At 42.7% G+C, this 18,791-nt stretch carries 18 protein-coding genes and 1 tRNA gene; 11 read left to right on the forward strand and 8 right to left on the reverse strand.

Annotated elements, in window-relative coordinates; translation table 11 throughout:
• Window positions 1–152 precede the first annotated feature (152 nt).
• The gene (locus G3569_RS09695; RefSeq protein ID WP_165268566.1) at window positions 153–914 is read right to left on the reverse strand and encodes an enoyl-CoA hydratase/isomerase family protein; all 762 of its coding nucleotides are present in this window, start codon (window positions 912–914) and stop codon (window positions 153–155) included.
• Window positions 915–978: 64 nt separating this feature from the next.
• Here G3569_RS09695 and G3569_RS09700 point away from each other — a divergent pair, with 64 nt between their 5' ends.
• Window positions 979–1,635 (forward strand): phosphoadenylyl-sulfate reductase, encoded by a 657-nt coding sequence (locus G3569_RS09700; RefSeq protein ID WP_165268568.1) that lies wholly within the window; start codon window positions 979–981, stop codon window positions 1,633–1,635.
• A gap of 97 nt (window positions 1,636–1,732) precedes the next feature.
• Here G3569_RS09700 and cutA read toward each other — a convergent pair whose 3' ends face one another.
• Window positions 1,733–2,092: a divalent-cation tolerance protein CutA gene (gene cutA / locus G3569_RS09705; RefSeq protein ID WP_165268570.1), complete on the reverse strand. Its 360-nt coding sequence runs from the start codon at window positions 2,090–2,092 to the stop codon at window positions 1,733–1,735.
• Window positions 2,093–2,275: 183 nt separating this feature from the next.
• On the opposite strand from cutA, the gene G3569_RS09710 reads away from it, so the two are divergent.
• The 5 genes from G3569_RS09710 (at window position 2,276) to G3569_RS09730 (ending at window position 7,151) form a co-directional block, all read left to right on the forward strand.
• Window positions 2,276–2,358: transfer RNA gene (locus G3569_RS09710), tRNA-Leu, on the forward strand.
• 65 nt (window positions 2,359–2,423) lie between these two features.
• Window positions 2,424–3,710 (forward strand): trigger factor, encoded by a 1,287-nt coding sequence (gene tig, locus G3569_RS09715; protein WP_165268572.1) that lies wholly within the window; start codon window positions 2,424–2,426, stop codon window positions 3,708–3,710.
• Window positions 3,711–3,787: 77 nt separating this feature from the next.
• Window positions 3,788–4,429: an ATP-dependent Clp endopeptidase proteolytic subunit ClpP gene (gene clpP / locus G3569_RS09720; RefSeq protein ID WP_165268712.1), complete on the forward strand. Its 642-nt coding sequence runs from the start codon at window positions 3,788–3,790 to the stop codon at window positions 4,427–4,429.
• A 34-nt stretch (window positions 4,430–4,463) separates the two neighbouring features.
• Window positions 4,464–5,726 (forward strand): ATP-dependent Clp protease ATP-binding subunit ClpX, encoded by a 1,263-nt coding sequence (clpX, locus tag G3569_RS09725; protein WP_165268574.1) that lies wholly within the window; start codon window positions 4,464–4,466, stop codon window positions 5,724–5,726.
• Between the two features lie 117 nt (window positions 5,727–5,843).
• On the forward strand, window positions 5,844–7,151 hold the full coding sequence (locus G3569_RS09730; protein WP_205720121.1) for an ATP-binding protein: 1,308 nt from the start codon (window positions 5,844–5,846) through the stop codon (window positions 7,149–7,151).
• 10 nt (window positions 7,152–7,161) lie between these two features.
• On the opposite strand, the gene G3569_RS09735 is transcribed toward G3569_RS09730, so the two are convergent.
• The 6 genes from G3569_RS09735 to G3569_RS09760 form a co-directional block, all read right to left on the reverse strand.
• Window positions 7,162–7,743, reverse strand: coding sequence for a sigma-70 family RNA polymerase sigma factor (locus tag G3569_RS09735; protein ID WP_165268576.1), 582 nt, complete (start codon window positions 7,741–7,743; stop codon window positions 7,162–7,164).
• Window positions 7,744–7,968: 225 nt separating this feature from the next.
• A complete protein-coding gene (locus G3569_RS09740) occupies window positions 7,969–8,697 on the reverse strand; it encodes a CPBP family intramembrane glutamic endopeptidase (RefSeq protein WP_165268578.1) in 729 nt (242 codons plus the stop codon).
• Entirely contained in the window at window positions 8,697–9,818 is a 1,122-nt protein-coding gene (locus tag G3569_RS09745) for a LysM peptidoglycan-binding domain-containing protein (RefSeq protein ID WP_165268580.1), read from the reverse strand. The genes G3569_RS09740 and G3569_RS09745 overlap by 1 nt, the downstream gene beginning before the upstream one ends.
• Complete coding sequence (locus G3569_RS09750; RefSeq protein ID WP_165268582.1) at window positions 9,818–10,165, reverse strand: tetratricopeptide repeat protein; 348 nt, start codon at window positions 10,163–10,165, stop codon at window positions 9,818–9,820. The genes G3569_RS09745 and G3569_RS09750 overlap by 1 nt, the downstream gene beginning before the upstream one ends.
• A 545-nt stretch (window positions 10,166–10,710) precedes the next feature.
• The gene (gene aroC, locus G3569_RS09755; protein WP_165268584.1) at window positions 10,711–11,889 is read right to left on the reverse strand and encodes a chorismate synthase; all 1,179 of its coding nucleotides are present in this window, start codon (window positions 11,887–11,889) and stop codon (window positions 10,711–10,713) included.
• Window positions 11,886–12,992: a potassium channel family protein gene (locus G3569_RS09760; RefSeq protein WP_165268586.1), complete on the reverse strand. Its 1,107-nt coding sequence runs from the start codon at window positions 12,990–12,992 to the stop codon at window positions 11,886–11,888. The genes aroC and G3569_RS09760 overlap by 4 nt, the downstream gene beginning before the upstream one ends.
• Window positions 12,993–13,112: 120 nt before the next feature.
• Here G3569_RS09760 and G3569_RS09765 point away from each other — a divergent pair, with 120 nt between their 5' ends.
• The 5 genes from G3569_RS09765 to ribD all read left to right on the forward strand — a co-directional run bounded on the left by G3569_RS09765 (window position 13,113) and on the right by ribD (window position 18,787).
• Complete coding sequence (locus tag G3569_RS09765; protein WP_165268588.1) at window positions 13,113–13,850, forward strand: MlaE family ABC transporter permease; 738 nt, start codon at window positions 13,113–13,115, stop codon at window positions 13,848–13,850.
• 15 nt (window positions 13,851–13,865) lie between these two features.
• Window positions 13,866–14,606: an ABC transporter ATP-binding protein gene (locus G3569_RS09770; protein WP_165268590.1), complete on the forward strand. Its 741-nt coding sequence runs from the start codon at window positions 13,866–13,868 to the stop codon at window positions 14,604–14,606.
• Between the two features lie 11 nt (window positions 14,607–14,617).
• Window positions 14,618–15,547: an MlaD family protein gene (locus G3569_RS09775; protein WP_165268592.1), complete on the forward strand. Its 930-nt coding sequence runs from the start codon at window positions 14,618–14,620 to the stop codon at window positions 15,545–15,547.
• Window positions 15,548–15,723: 176 nt separating this feature from the next.
• On the forward strand, window positions 15,724–17,499 hold the full coding sequence (locus G3569_RS09780) for a SurA N-terminal domain-containing protein (protein ID WP_165268594.1): 1,776 nt from the start codon (window positions 15,724–15,726) through the stop codon (window positions 17,497–17,499).
• Window positions 17,500–17,671: 172 nt separating this feature from the next.
• A complete protein-coding gene (gene ribD / locus G3569_RS09785) occupies window positions 17,672–18,787 on the forward strand; it encodes a bifunctional diaminohydroxyphosphoribosylaminopyrimidine deaminase/5-amino-6-(5-phosphoribosylamino)uracil reductase RibD (protein WP_165268596.1) in 1,116 nt (371 codons plus the stop codon).
• The last annotated feature ends 4 nt before the right edge of the window (window positions 18,788–18,791 follow it).

Below are 18,791 nucleotides of genomic sequence, written 5' to 3' on the forward strand. Positions count from 1 at the left end.
TGGACTGTTGGGCTATTTATGAAGTCACCCTTCAAGGGGGAGCAGTCAGGTGTTTCAATATTCAGTGTTTACACCATAGCGCAAGCGTCACGCTTGTGCTATTTGCTTCTTCAAACCCCCGGCACTTTGAAAGTGCCGGGGGTTTTGTCTCCTTAGTTATCTTTCCTCTGCAGAAACTTTTCTACTCGTTGTTCGTGTAGGTCGCTTTCCCAGAACTCGGCAAAAGTATCGAGTTCGGCGTCTATAGCTTCCCAACGTGCTTTCGTGGTACGCATAGCTCCTTCCTTTAAGTTTTTAATAAATGGGCGGTCGTTCTTGCTCATCTTTTTAGCCCAGCTCAAAGCCTGTTCTTGCAATTTATCGGGCGGTGCTGTTCGGTCGATCAGCTTATGGCGGAGAGCTGATTCTGTATCTACAATTTTAGCCTCAGCCAGCCACTGCAGGGCTGTAGAGCGGCCCACTTTTTCTACCAGTCTTGTTAGACCGCCCCAGCCGGGAGGCAGGTAGAATTTGCCCTGGGTAAAGCCAAAGGTGGCCTCTTCTGATGCGATTCGAAAATCAAAGGCGAGCATTATCTCACAGCCGCCCCCATAGGCGGGAGCGTTAATGGCTGCGATCGTCCAGCAGGGCAATTGTTCTATTCGCTTCAAGATAGTGAGCATGCGTTTTGCCATTGGTTTGGCTTCTTCTGCCGTTTTTATCGTATGGAATTCTTTGAGATCTCCGCCTGAGATAAAAGAGTCATCACCTTCACCTGTAAAAATAAGGCAGCGAATATCAGTATTCGCCTCCATTTCGTCGAGTAATTCCTCTAATGCATCCATCACCGCAAAGTTAATTGCATTATGGGAAGAGGGACGATTAATTATTACTTGACAAATATGTCTATTTTGTTCGACTTTTAGGACGCTCACTGTTAGGTTGTGTTTTGTTTAGAAGTACTATTCTGATATACAGTTTTAATAAATTTGAATCTATATGTATCTCGTTAATAAAGAAAAGATAAATAAATCATTATCGGCAAAAATAGTTGATGCACGGGTAGCACAAGTGTTTAATTCATTCGGGGATGTGTTAGTCACTTCTTCATTTGGCACAACCTCGGCTGTACTGTTGCATATTGTGAGTCGAGTCAGGCCCAATTGTCCAATCTATTTTATCGATACGGGATATCACTTTAAAGAGACGATTCGCTATAAAAAGCGGTTGTCACGCTTGCTGGGACTTAATGTGGTCGATTTGCGGCCTGATCCGGCTGATCATTCCATGACCGATAAGAACCAACTTTGGTCACAGGACCCCGATCAATGCTGCCATATCAATAAGGTGGAGCCGCTGAGCAGGGTAAAGGAGAAGTATAAGGTATGGATGTCGGGCCTTATCGGGTTTCAAAATCGCAATAGAAGTGACCTGGAGATTGTTGATGAGGAGGCCGATATAATCAAGTTCCACCCCCTGATTGATTGGAATACTTCGCTGGTGGAAGAGTATATGGAGTCGCACAGCCTGCCTCAGCATCCGCTCAAAGACAAGGGGTATCACTCTATTGGTTGTACGCACTGTACGGTAGCTGGGGCCGGCAGAAATGGCCGGTGGAGTGATAGCGGGAAGACCGAATGCGGGTTACATAAATAGTTTTGTAGAATTGAACCGTTTGCCCCTGACTTCTCTTCCGGGAGATCGGTAGAGAAGCCAGGCGGGCTGGTCATGCTGATACTTTTACCATTAGGCTTTAAATATCATCAATCTCATAGTTGATGGTCTGTCGTTTTGAGTTTTTGATCAGCCATTGTTGGTAATCATCATTTCCTTCTTGTTCGGTAAGCTGTAGTGAAATAATGCAGGGGCATTCGTAACTGTGTAGTTCTTTTACTCGCTTAGTGAGCTCCTTGACGTTGTGATAAGGAGTCTTAGCAATAAGGATCGTTTCAGAATCTTCAACAATTTCACCTTTCCAGCGATAGATTGCTTCCATTCCGTCAACAATATTTACACAGGCAGCTAATTTCTCTTCTACCAGTGTGCGACCGATCGACTTGGCTTCTTCTTTATCTTTGGTAGTGATGTAGGCAAGACGCAGATTATAGAACATGAAAGGCAGTTGTCGGGTTGAGATTTAAGAGGACAGTGGAAATTACAAAAAAAGCTGAAATGACTCAGGGGCTTTTTTAAAATAGTATTTCCTTCTCAATAGTTGATATCAGTAGAAAAAAACCGTATTTTTCCCGCCACCTAAAATCGTGTGGCTTAAATTTATGCTACATTAGTAATACCTGCGAGAGTGGCGGAATTGGTAGACGCGCTAGATTTAGGATCTAGTGCCTTTTAGGCGTGGGGGTTCGAGTCCCCCCTCTCGTACACATGTTCATATGAATCGTGTCATTCTTACCGTTCTAACTTAAATACCTTTTTGGAGTAGTTCTGTGGAAATAACTGTAAATGATATCACCTCCGTTGACAAAGAAATTGTAATCTCGGCTGTACGCGAAGATCTGGAGCCGAAGTTTAAGGAAGCCTACAAGAAGTATCGTGGGCAAATTAATATGCCCGGTTTCCGTCCCGGCAAAGTGCCGATTAAAATTATTAAGAAGCGTTTTGGGGACGAGATCGAGTCGGAAGAGATTAGCAATTTTGTTCAAGAAATCTTTGAGGAAAAGGTCGTTCCCGAGCATGAGCCTGTCGGTGAAAGCCAGATGTTGGACCTTACTTGGGAAAACGATGAGCTCGAAGCTAAGTTTAAGGTTGGGGCACGTCCTGAGTTTGAATTGTCTGAGCTTGAGGAGATCGAAGTAGATCGCCTTGTGCATGATGTGACAGACGAGGAAGTTGAGGAAGAGATTGATCGTCAGCTACAACAGGCCGGGAACTGGGAAGAGGTCGAAGAAGAGATCGAAGATGATTACCGGGTTACTGTTGATGCTATCCCTGTTGATGAGGATGGGGAGCTTGACGAAGAAAATAAGGCCGAAGAGGTTATTGATCTGAGTAAGGAAGAGTCTAATGAGTTTCGCGAGGACCTTCTGGGCCGGCAAACCGGAGATGAAGTAGATGTGGAAATTGGGCACGATGACCATACACACAATTTCCAGTTAATCGTTAAAAAAGTTGAGAAGCCGCATAAGGCTGATCTTACTGATCAGTTTGCCAAGGAGCAAAGCAACGGAGAAGCCAAAAATGTTGATGAGTACAAAAGCCTGATTAAGAGCCAGATTCAGGATCACTACGATCAGTCAGCGGATGATCTTTTTAAGAACGATATTATCGATGCGCTTGTTGAAGAACATGAATTTGATGTACCGGATGTATTCGAGAATCAAATTCTTAACCAGTATGTAGAACGTGTTAAGCAGCAGTCGCAAGGACAGCTACCTCCCGGCTTCGATGAGGAGGAGTACAAAGAAAATATGGAAGAACGTGCAACACGCGATGCCATGTGGTTCTTCTTAAATGAAAAGCTGCAAGAAAAATTTGATGATATCGAGATAAAACCCGAAGATATAGATGAGCACTTAGAGGGCGAAGCAGCTCGTTATGGCATTAGTGTTGACCAAATGCGGAACATGTTTGCTCAAAATCCGCAGCAACTTGAAAGCTTGCGAAAAAGTATCCGTGAGCAGAAAGTGTTTGATAAGTTGAGAGATGAAGTGGAAGTCAACGAAATTGATAAGGAAGAGTATCAAGAAAAGCATGACGACAAGGTAAAAGCCTAAGCTTTTGGTTCTCAAGAAGTGAATTAAATTTCAGATAATTATTATAGCAGTCTATGGATAAGCAACCACTTTACGAAATGCCAAATATTGGAAGCGGTGAAACATCTCGGATCCAAAATAACAACTTGGTTCCGATGGTCGTTGAAAAGACGGAACGCGGTGAGCGTGCCTTTGATATTTATTCGCGCTTACTTAAAGATCGGATTATCTTTTTGGGCACTCCCATTAATGACGCAGTAGCCAGCTCTATTGTTGCTCAGATATTGTATCTCCAGGCCGAAGATCCTGAAAAAGATATCAATATCTACATCAACAGCCCGGGCGGTGTTGTTTCTGCGGGTTTGGCTATTTATGATACTATGCAGTATGTAAGTTGTGATATTGTTACTACTTGTGTAGGAATGGCTGCCTCTATGGGAGCGGTACTGTTAGCCGGTGGCGAATCCGGTAAGCGTAATCTATTGCCCAATGCTCGTGTGATGATTCACCAGCCGTTGGGTGGTGTGCAAGGGCAGGCCAGTGATATTGAAATTGAAGCACAAGAGATTCTGCGAATTAAGCAGTTACTCTCTGAGATTCTGGCTGAGCACAGTGGCAAAGATGTTGAAACTGTAATGGAAGATTCGGACCGTAATAAGTGGTTAACTTCGCAGGAAGCAAAAGACTACGGTCTGGTAGATAATATTATGGAGAACGCTAAGAAGAAAGACGAGGAATAGTCAATATAATTAGCATAGAAGTAGGCAAAGTATAATGAGCGACCAAGAAAAAAATAATGATAAAACAATACACTGCTCGTTTTGTGGTCGGTCAAGCCATGAAGTGAACAGCATGGTTGCCGGTCCCAATGATGTGTATATCTGCGACCGGTGTGTAGCAGATGCTTCTGGCATTGTTAAGAGCGATTTAGCTTCAATGTCTGAGAAGCGAGAAAAAAACTACAAGCCCATACTGAAACCGGCAGAAATAAAATCACGGCTGGATGAGTACGTGATTGGACAGGAAGGGGCAAAGAAAACATTATCTGTTGCTGTTTATAATCACTACAAACGTATTAGTTCTGATCTTAATGATGAGTTTGGTGATACGGAAGTAGAAAAAAGTAACATCGTGTTACTTGGGCCTACCGGTTGTGGAAAAACCCTGCTGGCCAAAACAATGGCTAACATTATTGATGTGCCTTTCACAATCGCCGATGCTACCGTGTTGACAGAAGCCGGATACGTAGGCGAAGATGTAGAAAGTATTTTATCAAGTCTCTTGCAGTCTGCCGATTATGACGTAGAGCAGGCTAAACGCGGGATTGTATATATCGACGAGGTAGACAAAGTAGCTCGTAAGAGTGATAACCCATCGATAACTCGCGATGTGTCGGGAGAAGGCGTACAGCAGGCGTTGTTGAAGATTTTAGAAGGAACAACTGCAAATATCCCACCCAAAGGTGGACGCAAGCATCCCGAGCAGAGTTTTATCCAAGTTGATACTTCGGATATCCTCTTTATCTGCGGTGGTGCTTTCAGTGGGCTCGAAGAAATTATTGCCAAGCGTCTTTCTGTGAGTTCATTAGGCTTCCATACCGAAGAACAGGTGACCTTTGATAAGGAAGATCCCGATATCTTTACTCATGTAGAGGCACAAGATCTTCAGCGTTATGGATTAATTCCAGAGCTGATTGGTCGTCTGCCGGTTATTTCAGGATTGCATCAGCTTTCGAAAGATGCAATGGTTGAGATTTTGGTTAAGCCTAAGAATGCTCTTACCAAGCAGTATAAAAAGCTGTTCCAGATGGAAGGGGTAGAATTGATTTTTGAAGAGGAAGCCCTGGAAGTTATTGTCGAGAAGGCTATGAAACGAAAAACCGGTGCACGTGGTCTTCGCTCCATAATGGAAGGTTCTATGCTTGAGATTATGTTTACTCTTCCTTCAATGGATAATATTGAACGTTGTGTGATAACGCGTGAGACGATCGAAGATGATGCGCCGCCGGTATACGAAAAGCGCAAAGCTTCGGCATAAAGAGTAAAGGAATATTAGGAAAAAGGCATCATCATTCGGTGATGCCTTTTTTATTTTGTAAAATGTCGAGTGGTTTACTGTACATTATGATCTTTTTGGCGGTTCTAAAGGTTAGGTATGAAAATTCAACTCACATCAAATAGAATAAATATTGCCCTTATTGGGCTGTTAATACTGCTGGGTATCGGTTCATTTGCCTACAATAAATATTTGATTGATCGTATTTTAACGCAGGAACGATCGGGCATTGAACTTTGGGCAAAGGCAATTGAGTATACCAGTAATCCCACCCAAGAGCAGATTAGCCGAAACTTATTAGAGGTTTCTCGTTATCTGCGCCAAAATGATGCGGTTCCCGATAGTATTGCTGCAGTTATTGAGGAGGCCGAGGCCGATCGGGCCTCCCAAACGTTTGTTACGCAGGAAATTGTAATAAGTGAAGATCGATTTCAGGTTCCGCGGATTATTGTGGATGAACAGGGAGAAATAATTGCAGAATCTCATGTTGATGAACCTCTGAACCAAGAACTGATTGATCGGTTTGCTGCTATGCATGATCCCATCGAAATAACGCTGGGAAATCAGCAATATTCGCAGCGCCAGTATGTATACTATGGCGAGAGTCCTACGGTGCGTTACCTTCGTTACTTCCCTTACATACAGTTTAGCCTTCTTGCCTTATTGCTGGGTATTGGAGTTGTAAGCTACCGTACTATTACAAAATCAGAGCAGTCGAACTTGTGGGTGGGTATGACCAAAGAGGCCGCTCACCAGCTTGGCACACCGCTTTCCAGTTTGTATGGTTGGGTAGAATTACTTCGAGAGGAAAAGAAAGATGACCCATTTACACAGCGCATATGTAATGAGTTGGATAATGACATTTCACGATTGCGGGGAGTGGCAGAACGCTTTAATAAGATTGGCTCCGAACCGGAACTGAAGCTTCAGAAACTAGCCCCTATTTTGAGAGAAGTACTCGATTATATGGAGCAACGACTGCCACAGCTAAAAAAGAATGTTGATGTATATCGAAAGCTTGATGAAAATATTCAGGCAAAAGTGAATCCCGATCTGTTTCAGTGGGCCATGGAGAACTTAGTCAAAAATGCGATGGATGCCATTAATTCTAAAGCGGCAAAGTCGCAGGTCTCTATAATACTGGGACGCTTTGGTGATGAGGTATATATTGATGTTAAGGATACAGGTGTAGGGATTGAAAAGAAGTACCAAAACGAAGTTTTTAAGCCCGGTTATAGTACAAAGAAAAGGGGGTGGGGATTAGGGTTGAGTCTTACAAAACGTATTATTGAAGACTACCACCGGGGTAAGCTGGAAATTCACGAATCTGAATTGGGAAGTGGTACGACAATGCGGGTAACCTTATCAACTGATATGCAAAATAGGCAGGTGCAAAGAAGTAGGTAAAGCTATCTGTTTATTCCGGATCAGGTTGGTAGCCGCGTTTTTCAGCATACTCAACGAGCTGATCTTTCAATAAATTTCGTCCACGGTGTAGCCGAGATCGAATGGTGCCAATAGGGACATCCAGCATGTTGGCAATCTCTTCATAGGTAAAATCTTCGATGTCACACAATAAGACCACCGTTCGGAAATCTTCGGGCAGTTCCTCCAGGGCATTCGAGATGTCATCATCAATGAGATCCCGAAACATCTTATCTTCCAGATCTGAAGTATCGGTACGTTCTGCTCTTATAGTCTCATAAAAAGTAGCAACTTCGTCGTAATCGACTTGGTTAGGCTGCTTAGACTTTTTACGATAATTATTGATGTACGAGTTTTTTAGGATCCGGAACAGCCAAGCTTTAGCATTGGTCCCTTTTTCGTAGCTGCTAAAAAACCGAAATGCTTTGACAATCGTATCCTGCACTAGGTCTTCAGCATCGCTGGGATCTGATGTAAGGCGCAATGCAAAATTATACATAGCATCCAGATGAGGAATAATTTCTTCCTCAAAATCTTCCTGTTTCTGGAGTTCGTCTTTGGTTAATTTAGCCATCCCGATGGATAAGCGTTTGTGATTATAGCCTGTTAGTGTAAAACTGTATTACATCTTCAAACATCCCGCTTCTTATTCTGCCAGTACATGTAGTATATTAAATATGATTATAAAACGTTAATCATTTTAATAGATAGTGCTGATAGCTATTATTTAATACGAAATTATATAATATTTAGATTTATATTTTTTTTGACGATTTTAAAAATGCTTTTCTTACTAGATTCAATAGATAATTACCATTAAGTCATAAATAGCATGAGTCCAGGCTGCAATGCCAAAGCCACGCCATAGGTAAATGGCGTTAAGAGCTAATCCAAACAGAAAGCGAAACAAAAAAGATCCAAATGTAAAGGGGTCGCCCATCACGCCTACATAGTGTACAAAACTAAAGATCAGGGCTGCTAAAATGATTGCAGATCCCCAAGAGATGTAGTTATTAGAGAACAGGCGTTTAAAAATATAAAGAAGGGACGTCACCAGAATTACGCGAAAAAAGAGCTCTTCATATAGTCCGGCGCCCAGAGAAAGAGCAAGTTGTTGTATTATAGAGAGGCTCTCCATTGGTGAGGTCTGCACCATTTGTAACAAATTACTTACAGTAACGGTAAGCAACAGGCCAAGAATAAAGGCATATACCGAAGATTCTAATATCATGACGCCAAAGTAACGCAGCTTTAATGATGAGAGTCGATTTCGTTCGCTATATAGAACATAGATTCCCAACAATGCTACAAAGATGAGGGTAATGGACAGTACATCCTGACCGACGTATGAAAATAGGGTTTTGACCCATACATCAACTGAAATGCGTACAATTTGCTCGGCATTAGGTTGGGCTATATAGATGAGCACCTCATATGCCAATAGCAGGGGCAAGCTAATGAGGTAGCTGTATAGCAGCGTGTGGGTTGTCAAAAAATAACTTCGAATACTATTCGTTGTTTTTGCCATCAGTTTTGATAGATCATTACCGTTGGTTCGCTACTGGTAAATCCTAAAAGCTGCCAGGCAGTAGCAGATAGTTTAAGAGAGCTGCCCGAATTACGATCATTAATTCGAACATAAATTCCCTTTTTGTTTTCAGGATTTTCTATGAAGATAACAGAGCCCAGCGCGATGTTTGAATGTGCGGCAGTAAGAGCCTGGGGATTGTAAAGTTCACCATTGGTGGTTGGGCTCGCTTTTTCATTTTTACCGTATTTAGACACGGATGTGCTACCCAGGCTTTTCTTGTTCGCATCATTGAGATAGGGATTGTTATAACTCTTGGTAGGAGGTGCTAAAACCGTTACTGTTTGTCCCGGTCGCAAAGTGGAGCCTTTAATACCGTTGTTAAGGGCCCGAAACTCAGTTTCACTCATCCGGAATTTATTGAGTAATTCATCAACGGATTTTGTTCCCTCGGTGACTTTATAGGAGATGAATTTGCCTTGGGGCGAAGAGTTTGCTTTTGAGGCCACCGAGGGTGGTGCTTCACCGCCCTGACTTCTGACCGTAAGTTTTTGCCCAATACGAATAGTATTTGATGACAAGTCATTAAGCTCTTTAAGTTCTGCAACTGACATATTATGCGATTGGGCAATGCGGTATAAAGAGTCTCCGCTTTTAACGGTATAATAGGTATTTTGTTGAGTATCTTCTTCCACAACAATGGATCTCTTTTTGTCGCTCTCTTTAGAAGGGTAGATTACCAATTTTTGTCCTACCGATAGATTGTTTGATGAAAGCTCGTTCCATCTTTTGATCTCTGCTATGCTTACGTTATACATTTTAGAGATCGAAAACAATGTTTCTTGTTTTTCTACAGTGTGGACGGTTTTATCTTCATTGTTGGGATTGCCGGCACGAATTATAAGCGATTGGCCTACTGAAAGCTCATTAGCAGTAATATCAGCATTCCATTTCTTGAGTTGTTGTACTTCTATCCCATATTGTTGAGCAATACTAAAAAGTGTTTCTCCTTCTTTTACAGTATGAGTTGTGCTTTGAGCTAAAGATCCTAGGGTAATCACTAATAGGAGAGTGATAAACGGAATAACAGATTTGAGAAAGATAGTGCGTTGTGAGCTCATTAATTTGTCCGTTGTTCAATTTCAATTTCCACTTGGTTAAGAGCTTCTTTTAACTCCATTTCAGTACGCGTTTCGCTCTGCGTTTGGGCCACTTCAATGCCATCATTATAGAGTTCCTTGGCATCGGTGAGCCGATCCAGGGCTTCATACAGTTTGCCAAGGTGATAGTAAACGCCCACATAGTCAGGATCGCTGCTCAAGATATCCTCGAAAAGGATCCGTGCTTTTTTAAATTCACCGTTCTTGCGAAATTCCAGGCCCAGTGCAAACTTTGAAAATGAATCACCGGGATTGTTTTTTATCTGCCTGGCAAGCTGTTTGATCTTGGATTTGTTGTCTTTACTCATAACCAGTTATGCTAACGTATAGCTTGGGATGGTATTCTATGTTTCATCAAAAATCACTAAAGAATATACGTGATCTTGATGAAAAGAGATTCACTTTTCTATAGAGAAACTAATGATGTAGGTTGAATTTATAAACTATAAGGATGAAAAGATATGCTGGGTTACAATTCTTAAGCCTTGACTTTTTAGTCTCTTTTGTGTCAAGACAAAAGGGATAAGGAAAGGTCATTAAAGTTAAAAAAAATTTATATGGTACACTTATTACCTATGTCTTACGGATCGCTTCAAGAGCTTATGTCAGGGGGGGACGTTCGAGATGGCATTGCATTTTTAATGGTTGGTCCCCCCAATCACTTAATTACTCAAATACCAATAAAACACCCCTCCCGCTTCGCCGTACTCCCCTCAAGGGGAGATTAGGCGGTTGCCATCATCAGTCGTCGGTCTTTCTCTTGCCGTGCCCCGTTTGACGGGGTCACTTTGTTACTTAGTAACGTAATCACCTGGTCACTTAATCTGTATTTGAATAAAACGGGAAAGAGAAATTAGTTGCTGTACCGTTCTTCAATCTCTTCGATAGAATCGCCGCCGAACTTTTCCAGGAAAGCATTAGCGAGTACCGTGGCAATAACGCTTTCCACAACTACAATAGCGCGGGGCAGTGCACATACATCCGACCGTTCGTAGCGCGTATCCTTCTTTTCTTTGGATTTGAAATCGACCGTATCAATGGGGGTAAGCATTGTGGGGATCGGTTTCATCACGCCGCGAACAATAAGCGGCATCCCCGTAGAAATGCCCCCTTCAATACCGCCCATGCGGTTAGTACGGCGTTTAAAGTCATCATCTTCATAGATAATTTCATCATGCACCACTTGCCCGTGGCGACGACCCGATTCAAATCCCTGGCCAATTTCAACACCTTTCATTGCCTGGGTGCCCATTATTGCTTGTGCAATCTTGCCATCGAGCTTGCGATCCCAATGTACAAAGCTACCAAGACCTGCCGGAAGTCCGGTAACAATTACTTCCCAGTGACCTCCCAGTGAGCTTCCTTCCTTTCGTCGCTTAATAATAAGATCACGCATTTCTTGGGTGAGCTCTTCGTCCAGGCAACGAACCGGAGATTTGTCTGCTTCTTCAAACACCGATTCAGCCCCATCTTTCAGCATCGGGCCTACCCGTTTACGAACATCTTCCCAGGAATCTTCATAGCCCACACTTCCTACCCGCGTTACGTGGCCGCCAATTTCAATCCCAAAATGTTTCAGGAATTGGCGAGCGATGGAGCAACACGCTACCCGCATGGCTGTTTCGCGGGCACTGGATCGCTCAATAGCAGGTCGTATATCATCATACCGATACTTTTGCACGCCGGTAAGGTCGGCATGGCCGGGGCGTGGGACTGTAATCGCTTCTACATCCTCACCATCGCCTTCTTTATTTAATACCTTGGGCCAGTTTGAGTCGTCTTTTTCGTGGGCGCGATTGGGGATGCTCATCGCAATAGGAGCACCGGTTGTTTCGCCGAAACGAACGCCCGATAGAAAAGTGGCTCGGTCTTTTTCAAAGGCCATGCGACCGCCGCGCCCATACCCTTTTTGGCGTCGGGCTAGGTGTAAGGCAATTTCGTCTTCGGTGATGGGGAGTCCGGCCGGAACGCCTTCCGTAATACCGGTTAGTTGAGGACCGTGTGATTCGCCGGCTGTTAAGTATCGTATCATGCGGATTGGGTATTGCTTTGGTGAGGGTTAATATGTTTCATAAAGTCGTGTTTAGACACGCGTTCTTCGAGCGTGCGGAAATCCTTGCATCCTTGTTCTCGAAGGTGTTTAATGCGATCCACGTCTCCGAGAACAATGAGTGAGTCGCCCACATTAATCTGGTCGTTACTACCGGGGTTAAATTGGATCGTGTCTTTATCTTCAGGAATAATTGCGATAATAACGACAAAATATTTTTGTCTTATTTGAGCCTCGGCAAGAGTTTTGCCTGCAAGGTTTGACCCTTCAAAGATCTTAACTTCATCGAAAATATGGTCTTGGTCCGGATCTTTACGAAGGCGATCCATAAACTGGTCAACATGGGGACGCAGTATAACATTGGCCATGCGGTCGGCTCCAATTTCATAGGGTGAAATCACCTTATTGGCCCCGGCTCTTAAAACTTTCTTCGTATTTTGATGCTCGTTTGTTCGCACAAGAATAAAGATATCGGGGTTAAGTTCACGACCAATAAGCGTGACAAAGACATTATCCTGGTCGCGTGAGAGCGAGCAGATTAATCCTTTGGCTCGTTTAATGCCGGCTTCGCGCAGAACACTTTCATCCTGGGCATCCCCTTCCACATACAACAGTTGATCATCTTTTATGCGTTCGATGCTGCTTTTGCGATTTTCTATAACAACAATAGGGATATCTGCTTCTTTTAATACTTCGGCAATACGATGGCCAATTCGACCATAACCCGCTACAATATAGTGCTGTTCCATTTTTTCAAGTTGTTTTTTCATAGCCCGTTTTTTGAATATTTCACTTTCAAAGATCAGCTGTGTGGTTTGTGAAGCAATATAGGAGATCACACCGATGCCCATCACAAAAACAATCATTGTAAAGACACGACCGGCCGAAGACAAATTTGAAATCTCAGAAAAGCCAATGGTAGTGATAGTGATAAAGGTCATATAAAACCCATCAAAAAAGGCCAATCCTTCAATAAGATGATACCCGATTGAGCCCACTATAAAAACAACAATCAAGATTGTCGAGGCAATAGTAATCCTTCGAGCTATAATATTATCGATAATATTGTTATAAAATCCTTGCATAGGGTGTATAATCGCCAGAATTTAAGATGGATGTAATATAGTTGAAAAAATAAAGCGCTCGAAATGACAACTACGTGGAAATTTAATAGTTTCCAGCGTTATTTTAGTAAAATATTATTTATGGAAGCACTTGAAAAATTAGGAAGATATAGCCTGTTGTTATATCGGTCGCTGCGCTCGTTATATGAGTTCAATACCTATAAGAAAAATCTCATTAACGAGCTGTTGAAGATTGGGTACGAATCGGTACCTATTGTTCTGCTGACCGGTATTTTTACCGGAGCAGTGATGACAATACAAACAGCATACCAGCTGGATTCGGCATTTATCTCTAAGTCTTTTATCGGTTCTATTACTGCTGAATCACTACTTATTGAGCTGGCCGCAGTAATAACAAGTTTGGTGCTGGCCGGAAAAGTGGGCGCACGTATTGCCACCGAGCTGGGAACAATGCGCGTGAGTGAACAGATTGATGCTCTCGAGTCAATGGGCTTTAATTCAGTCTCTTTTTTGGTTTTGCCACGTGTATTAGCGGGACTTATCATGTTCCCAATGCTGTATGTTTTTGCCAGCATATCTGGTATTTTAGGAGGGTTGGCTGCCGGGTACTTGTCCGGTGCAGTAACCCCGGCGGAGTATGTTGAGGGAGCACGAGCTTTATTTTATCCCTGGGATGTTACCTTTGGCCTGCTTAAGGCATTTGTTTTTGGATATGTAATAACCTCGATTTCTTGTTTTAAGGGATATTATGCAAGTGGCGGGGCCGAGGGCGTAGGAAACAGTACAACGCAAGCTACGGTTTTAAGCTGTATATATGTATTATTAGCTGATTTCGTATTGGCTGCTGTGTTTTTATAATTATAGTAAGAAAGAATGATAGAGATACGCAATCTCAAAAAAAGTTTTGGATCTAACCTCGTCTGGGAAGACGTTTCTTTTTCTATTGAACAGGGCGAAACCGTCGCCATTATTGGGCGGTCTGGTTGTGGTAAATCAGTATTGGTAAAGCATTTGAATGCCCTTATGTACCCCGATTCCGGCGAAGTTATTATTGATGGTAGAAATGTTTTTGATCTGGAATATATTTCTCTGCGGAAAATGCGCCAGCGTTTTGGAGTACTGTTCCAGGGGTCGGCGTTATTCGATTCGCTCAATACTTTTGAGAATATTGCATTTCCGCTTCGTTACTTTACAGAACTGAACGAAGAAGAGATTTCTGATAAAGTGATGGAGGCCTTGGAATTGGTTAATTTGGCCGGGACCAGTGAAAAATCACCGGCTGAATTATCCGGGGGGATGCGGCGTCGCGTTGCCTTGGCCCGGGCTACAATTCTACAGCCAGACTTCTTAATATACGATGAGCCTACTTCCGGCCTTGATCCTAAAACGTCTGAGGAGATTAATCAGCTTATCATTTCGATGGCAAAAAATTTAAATATTACATCTATCGTAGTAACGCACGATATACATAGCGTACTTAAAATTGCAACAAAGGTGGCATTTTTAGAAGACCAAGGCCTTCATTGGTATGGAACTGTTGAAGAGTTACGCGACAGTGATAATGAAGAGTTGATGAGTTTTGTATCTGCCAGTGAGTATCAAATAAGAAATTAAAAGGAGATATTTTGAAGATTAATAATGAACTAAAAGTAGCATTAACAATTTTAGCCGCTATTGCTTTCGGTTTTATCGGCTATCGCATGATGAGTGATTTGCCGTTGTTTCGGCAGTCTAAAGTGGTACATTCCTATTTTGATCGCACGGACGGCCTTTCGCCGGGTAACTATATTTATATTAACGGTGTTAAGGTAGGATCAGTAAAAAAATTACAGCTGTCTAATAATGACAGTGTAAAGGTGACCATGAGTTTTGATCTGGATGTACGTCTTCCTAAAAATTCAGTGGCATATTTGGAATCTTCGGGATTGCTTAATGAAAAAGCGATTGTAGTAAAGCGCGGAGATGCGAAAGAAGAATTGAAATATGGCGGTACCATGGAAGGGGTATACAGTGGCGGTATGATGGAGACTCTTAAAGAAGAAGGGGAGCAGCTCAGTGAAGATGTCTCGGAGTCTTTTGGGAAGCTAAATGAATTGCTTGAACAGTTAAACAAAGTTGTTGATAAAGAGAATCAAGGCAAAGTGGATAAGGTCATAGAAGATGTCCGGTCCACATCTAATGATATTGCTACGCTTTTTGAGCGTAAAAAATCTGACTTGGAATCGAGTATTGGACATGCACGCAACTTTTTAGCGAATGTAGATACGGTTAGTATGCGTAATAAGTCGCGTGTTGATTCAGTTATGACAGGGTTTGAGAATTCATTGGCTGAGTTGGAAGCTCTGAGTAGAGATCTTCAAGAAACAAATTCCCAGCTTAATCAGATATTGACGAAAATTAACAACGGGGAAGGCAGTTTGGGTAAGTTGGTTAATGATTCCACACTGTACAATAATTTAGAGTCGATGTCGGCCGAGATGGATCTGCTGATTAAGAATATCAATGAAAATCCGCGAAAATATCTTAAGCACATGCGGCTTATTGAGGTATTTTAGTTGTAACAGGTTGACAATTCGGTTAAAAGCAGCCAGTTATCACTGGTGCGAAAGTTTCTGTAGCAGTGAAATTGCTCTTAGCAAAGGCTTCTTGTATATTTGGTAGCTTGTAAAAGGTGGATTAATCTGCCATCATTTTTTTGAACTAATTAAGACGTAGATAAGAGGATTTTTATATGGGTGTAATGGAAAAAATGAGAAAAGGTACCGGCGTTATCTTATGGGTACTTATTTTCTCATTCGGCGTACTTTGGATGTTACAAGACACCGACTTTTTTAGTGTACTACAGCGTGGGCCGCGAGCTCTGGGAGCCGTTAACGGTGAAACAATTTCGCTTAATGAGTACAATGATCGGATGCAGTATTATACGAAGCAATATAATCGCCAAAGCGGTAGCTCTATGACTCCGGAAGTTCGGGCCCAGTACCAAGAGCAGGTTTGGAATGAGCTGGTTACCGGTAAGCTGATTCAGCAAAAGATGGATGAGTTGGGTATTAAGGTTACCGATCAAGAAGTTGTTGATATGATTACCGGTCCCAATCCCGATCCTTTTATCCGACAACAGTTTGGCAAAGAAGACGGTACTATAGATCGTGTAGCATTACAAACAGCTATTGAGTCCCCTGAAAATAAACAGGTTTGGATCCAGATTGAGCAGCAGATGCGACAAAAGCGCCGGCAGCAGAAAATGAGCAACTATCTGCAATCTTCCATGCAGGTAAGCGATTATGAAGTAGAACAAGAGTATGTTCAACGTAATACATCGGCAGATATCTCTTTTGTTCGGTTCCCCTATGCAGATGTTGATAAGAATGATATAAACGTTACTGAAGATGATTTGCGCGCATACTACAATAATCATCCCGACAAGTATAAGCGCAAAGAATCGTATCGCTTTAAGTATGTCTCTTTTGACAAAAAACCAACGGCACAGGATACGGCTCGTACCATCAAGGATATGAAGCAGTTGAAATCAGACTTTGCTAAAGCAGAGAATGATTCCTTGTTCTTAAATCGTTATCAATCTTCTACTCCGTACAGCGCAGAATTTGTGCCCAAGAGCGATGTGCGTGAGCTGTATAGCCCGGTTCTTGATGTGGATGAAGGGCAAGTAACAGATCTCATTAAAGATCAAGGGCGTTTGTACCTGTTGAAAAAGCTGGAAGAGAAAGCAGACGAAGTTCGTTTTGTTGTTTTTAGTCAAGATATTAAAGCAGATCCCATTGCTACTATAGACAAGCAGGCAGAAAAGGCGGATGACTTCAGTTATTTTGCTGAGCAGGAAGGGTTCAAGACCGAAGTTGATCGTCGCGAATTGAAGGTGAAGGAGGCTTTTGCAACGAAAGGAAATGATTTTATTTCCGGAATTGGGCAAAGCCGACAGATTATGAATTTCTTAGAGAATGCTGATGAGGGTAAGGTCTCAAAAACAATTGAACTGGCAGGCCAGTTTGTGGTTATTAAAGTTTCTGAGATCACTCCGGCCGGTACTCAGCCATTTGACAAGGTCAAAAGTCAGATTCGCACGCTTGTTGAGAATAAAAAGCGAAAGCAGGCGATGTTAGATCGTGCTGATAAATTGGCTTCTGAGAATGAAAATATGCAGGCCTTGGCAGAAGCAGCAAGCAAAGAGCTGGCAACGGCCCAGTCTATTACCCAAAATGCTGCTACGATTCCCGGGGCAGGTAGAGAACCAAAAGTGATCGGTTCTATTTTTGGCTTGGATACCGGAGATCGTTCTACGGCTATTGAAGGAAGAAGTGCCGCATTTATTGTAAAGGTTAATGAACTTCGTGAGGCGGACGTTGCTAACTTGACTGCTACTACAAAACAGCAGATTCGACGTCAGCTTCAGCAGAAAAAGAGCTCGGCATTTATGAGTACCTGGATTGAAGAATTGAAAGAAGAAGCTGATATCGAAGATAACAGAGATCAGCTGCTTCGCGGGTAATAGTCTTGAAGCGTTATTTGATATTGAGGGCAAGAAGAAACTCTTCTTGCCCTTTTTTATTTTTCATAATCGAGCTGTTTACCCTCACTTTTATTGATCTTACTGTTGGTGATTGTTCAAGGTCTGTACCGACGGTTATTTAAATCACTAGTTATATTATTATTCTGATATTATGAACGAAGCTGATACACAATGGATGAGCCTGGCTCTTGAAATTGCCGAACGCGGGGCCGGATATGTTTCACCCAACCCCATGGTCGGTTGTGTTATTGTATCGGCTGAGGGAGAGAAAATAGGGCAGGGAATCCACGAGCGATATGGCCAGGCCCATGCCGAAAAAAATGCTGTTGACTCTGTTTCGAATTCAGAGCTGCTGGATGGGGCTACCGTTTATGTTACTCTGGAACCCTGTGCGCACCACGGAAATACGCCTCCCTGCTGCGAGTTGTTGGCAGAGTTGCCTATCGACAGAGTAGTAGTGGCAATGGAAGATCCTACTCCCAAGGTTGCAGGAAAAGGCATACAATACCTCAGGAATCATAATATTGAGGTAGAAGTTGGAGTGTTGAAAGAAGAAGCAGAAAAGCTGAATGAGTTTTTTTTGCATCACCAGCGCTGGGGGCGACCATTTGTTACGCTTAAGATTGCTCAGACCCTTGATGGATATATTGCTGCCCCGGATGGAGATTCTGAATGGATAAGTGGACAGCATTCACGTTCGTTAGTTCATGAATGGCGAAGTAGGTACGATGCGGTAATGGTAGGTCGAAATACGACATTGCTGGACAATCCTCGTCTAACGGTTCGTCATGTAGAGGGGCGTCAGCCTAAACGTATTGTTATTGATGGTCCCCTGGAACTGCCAGATGAACTTAATTTATTTACGGACCAGTACGAAGAAAAGACGATCGTTCTGACTCATAATCAAAAAAAGTACCGGGAAGAAGCTGATCCCATGTTGAATATGCTAAAATCAGATTATTTTAGGGGCACAACGCTGCTGGTAGATGAAAAGGACGGGCATACCGATCTGGGGGATGCGTTAAAAGAACTCGGAAAACTGCCGGTAACGTCGGTATTGGTTGAAGCCGGGCAAAGTTTGGCTTCGGCTTTGCTGCGTGAAAACCTTGTTGATAAGGTGGAATGCTTTATTGCCCCCAAAATGCTGGGGGGAGGGGCACGATCGGTATTGGGCGTCGGAATCAACCATATGTCTGAAATTATGGAATTTCGTGAAGTGGAATGGAAGCAGGTTGGCGACGATCTTTTGTTTAGTGGCTACTTTTAATCTT

This window comes from Fodinibius halophilus (assembly GCF_011059105.1).
Taxonomy (GTDB): Bacteria; Bacteroidota; Rhodothermia; order Balneolales; family Balneolaceae; genus Fodinibius; species Fodinibius halophilus.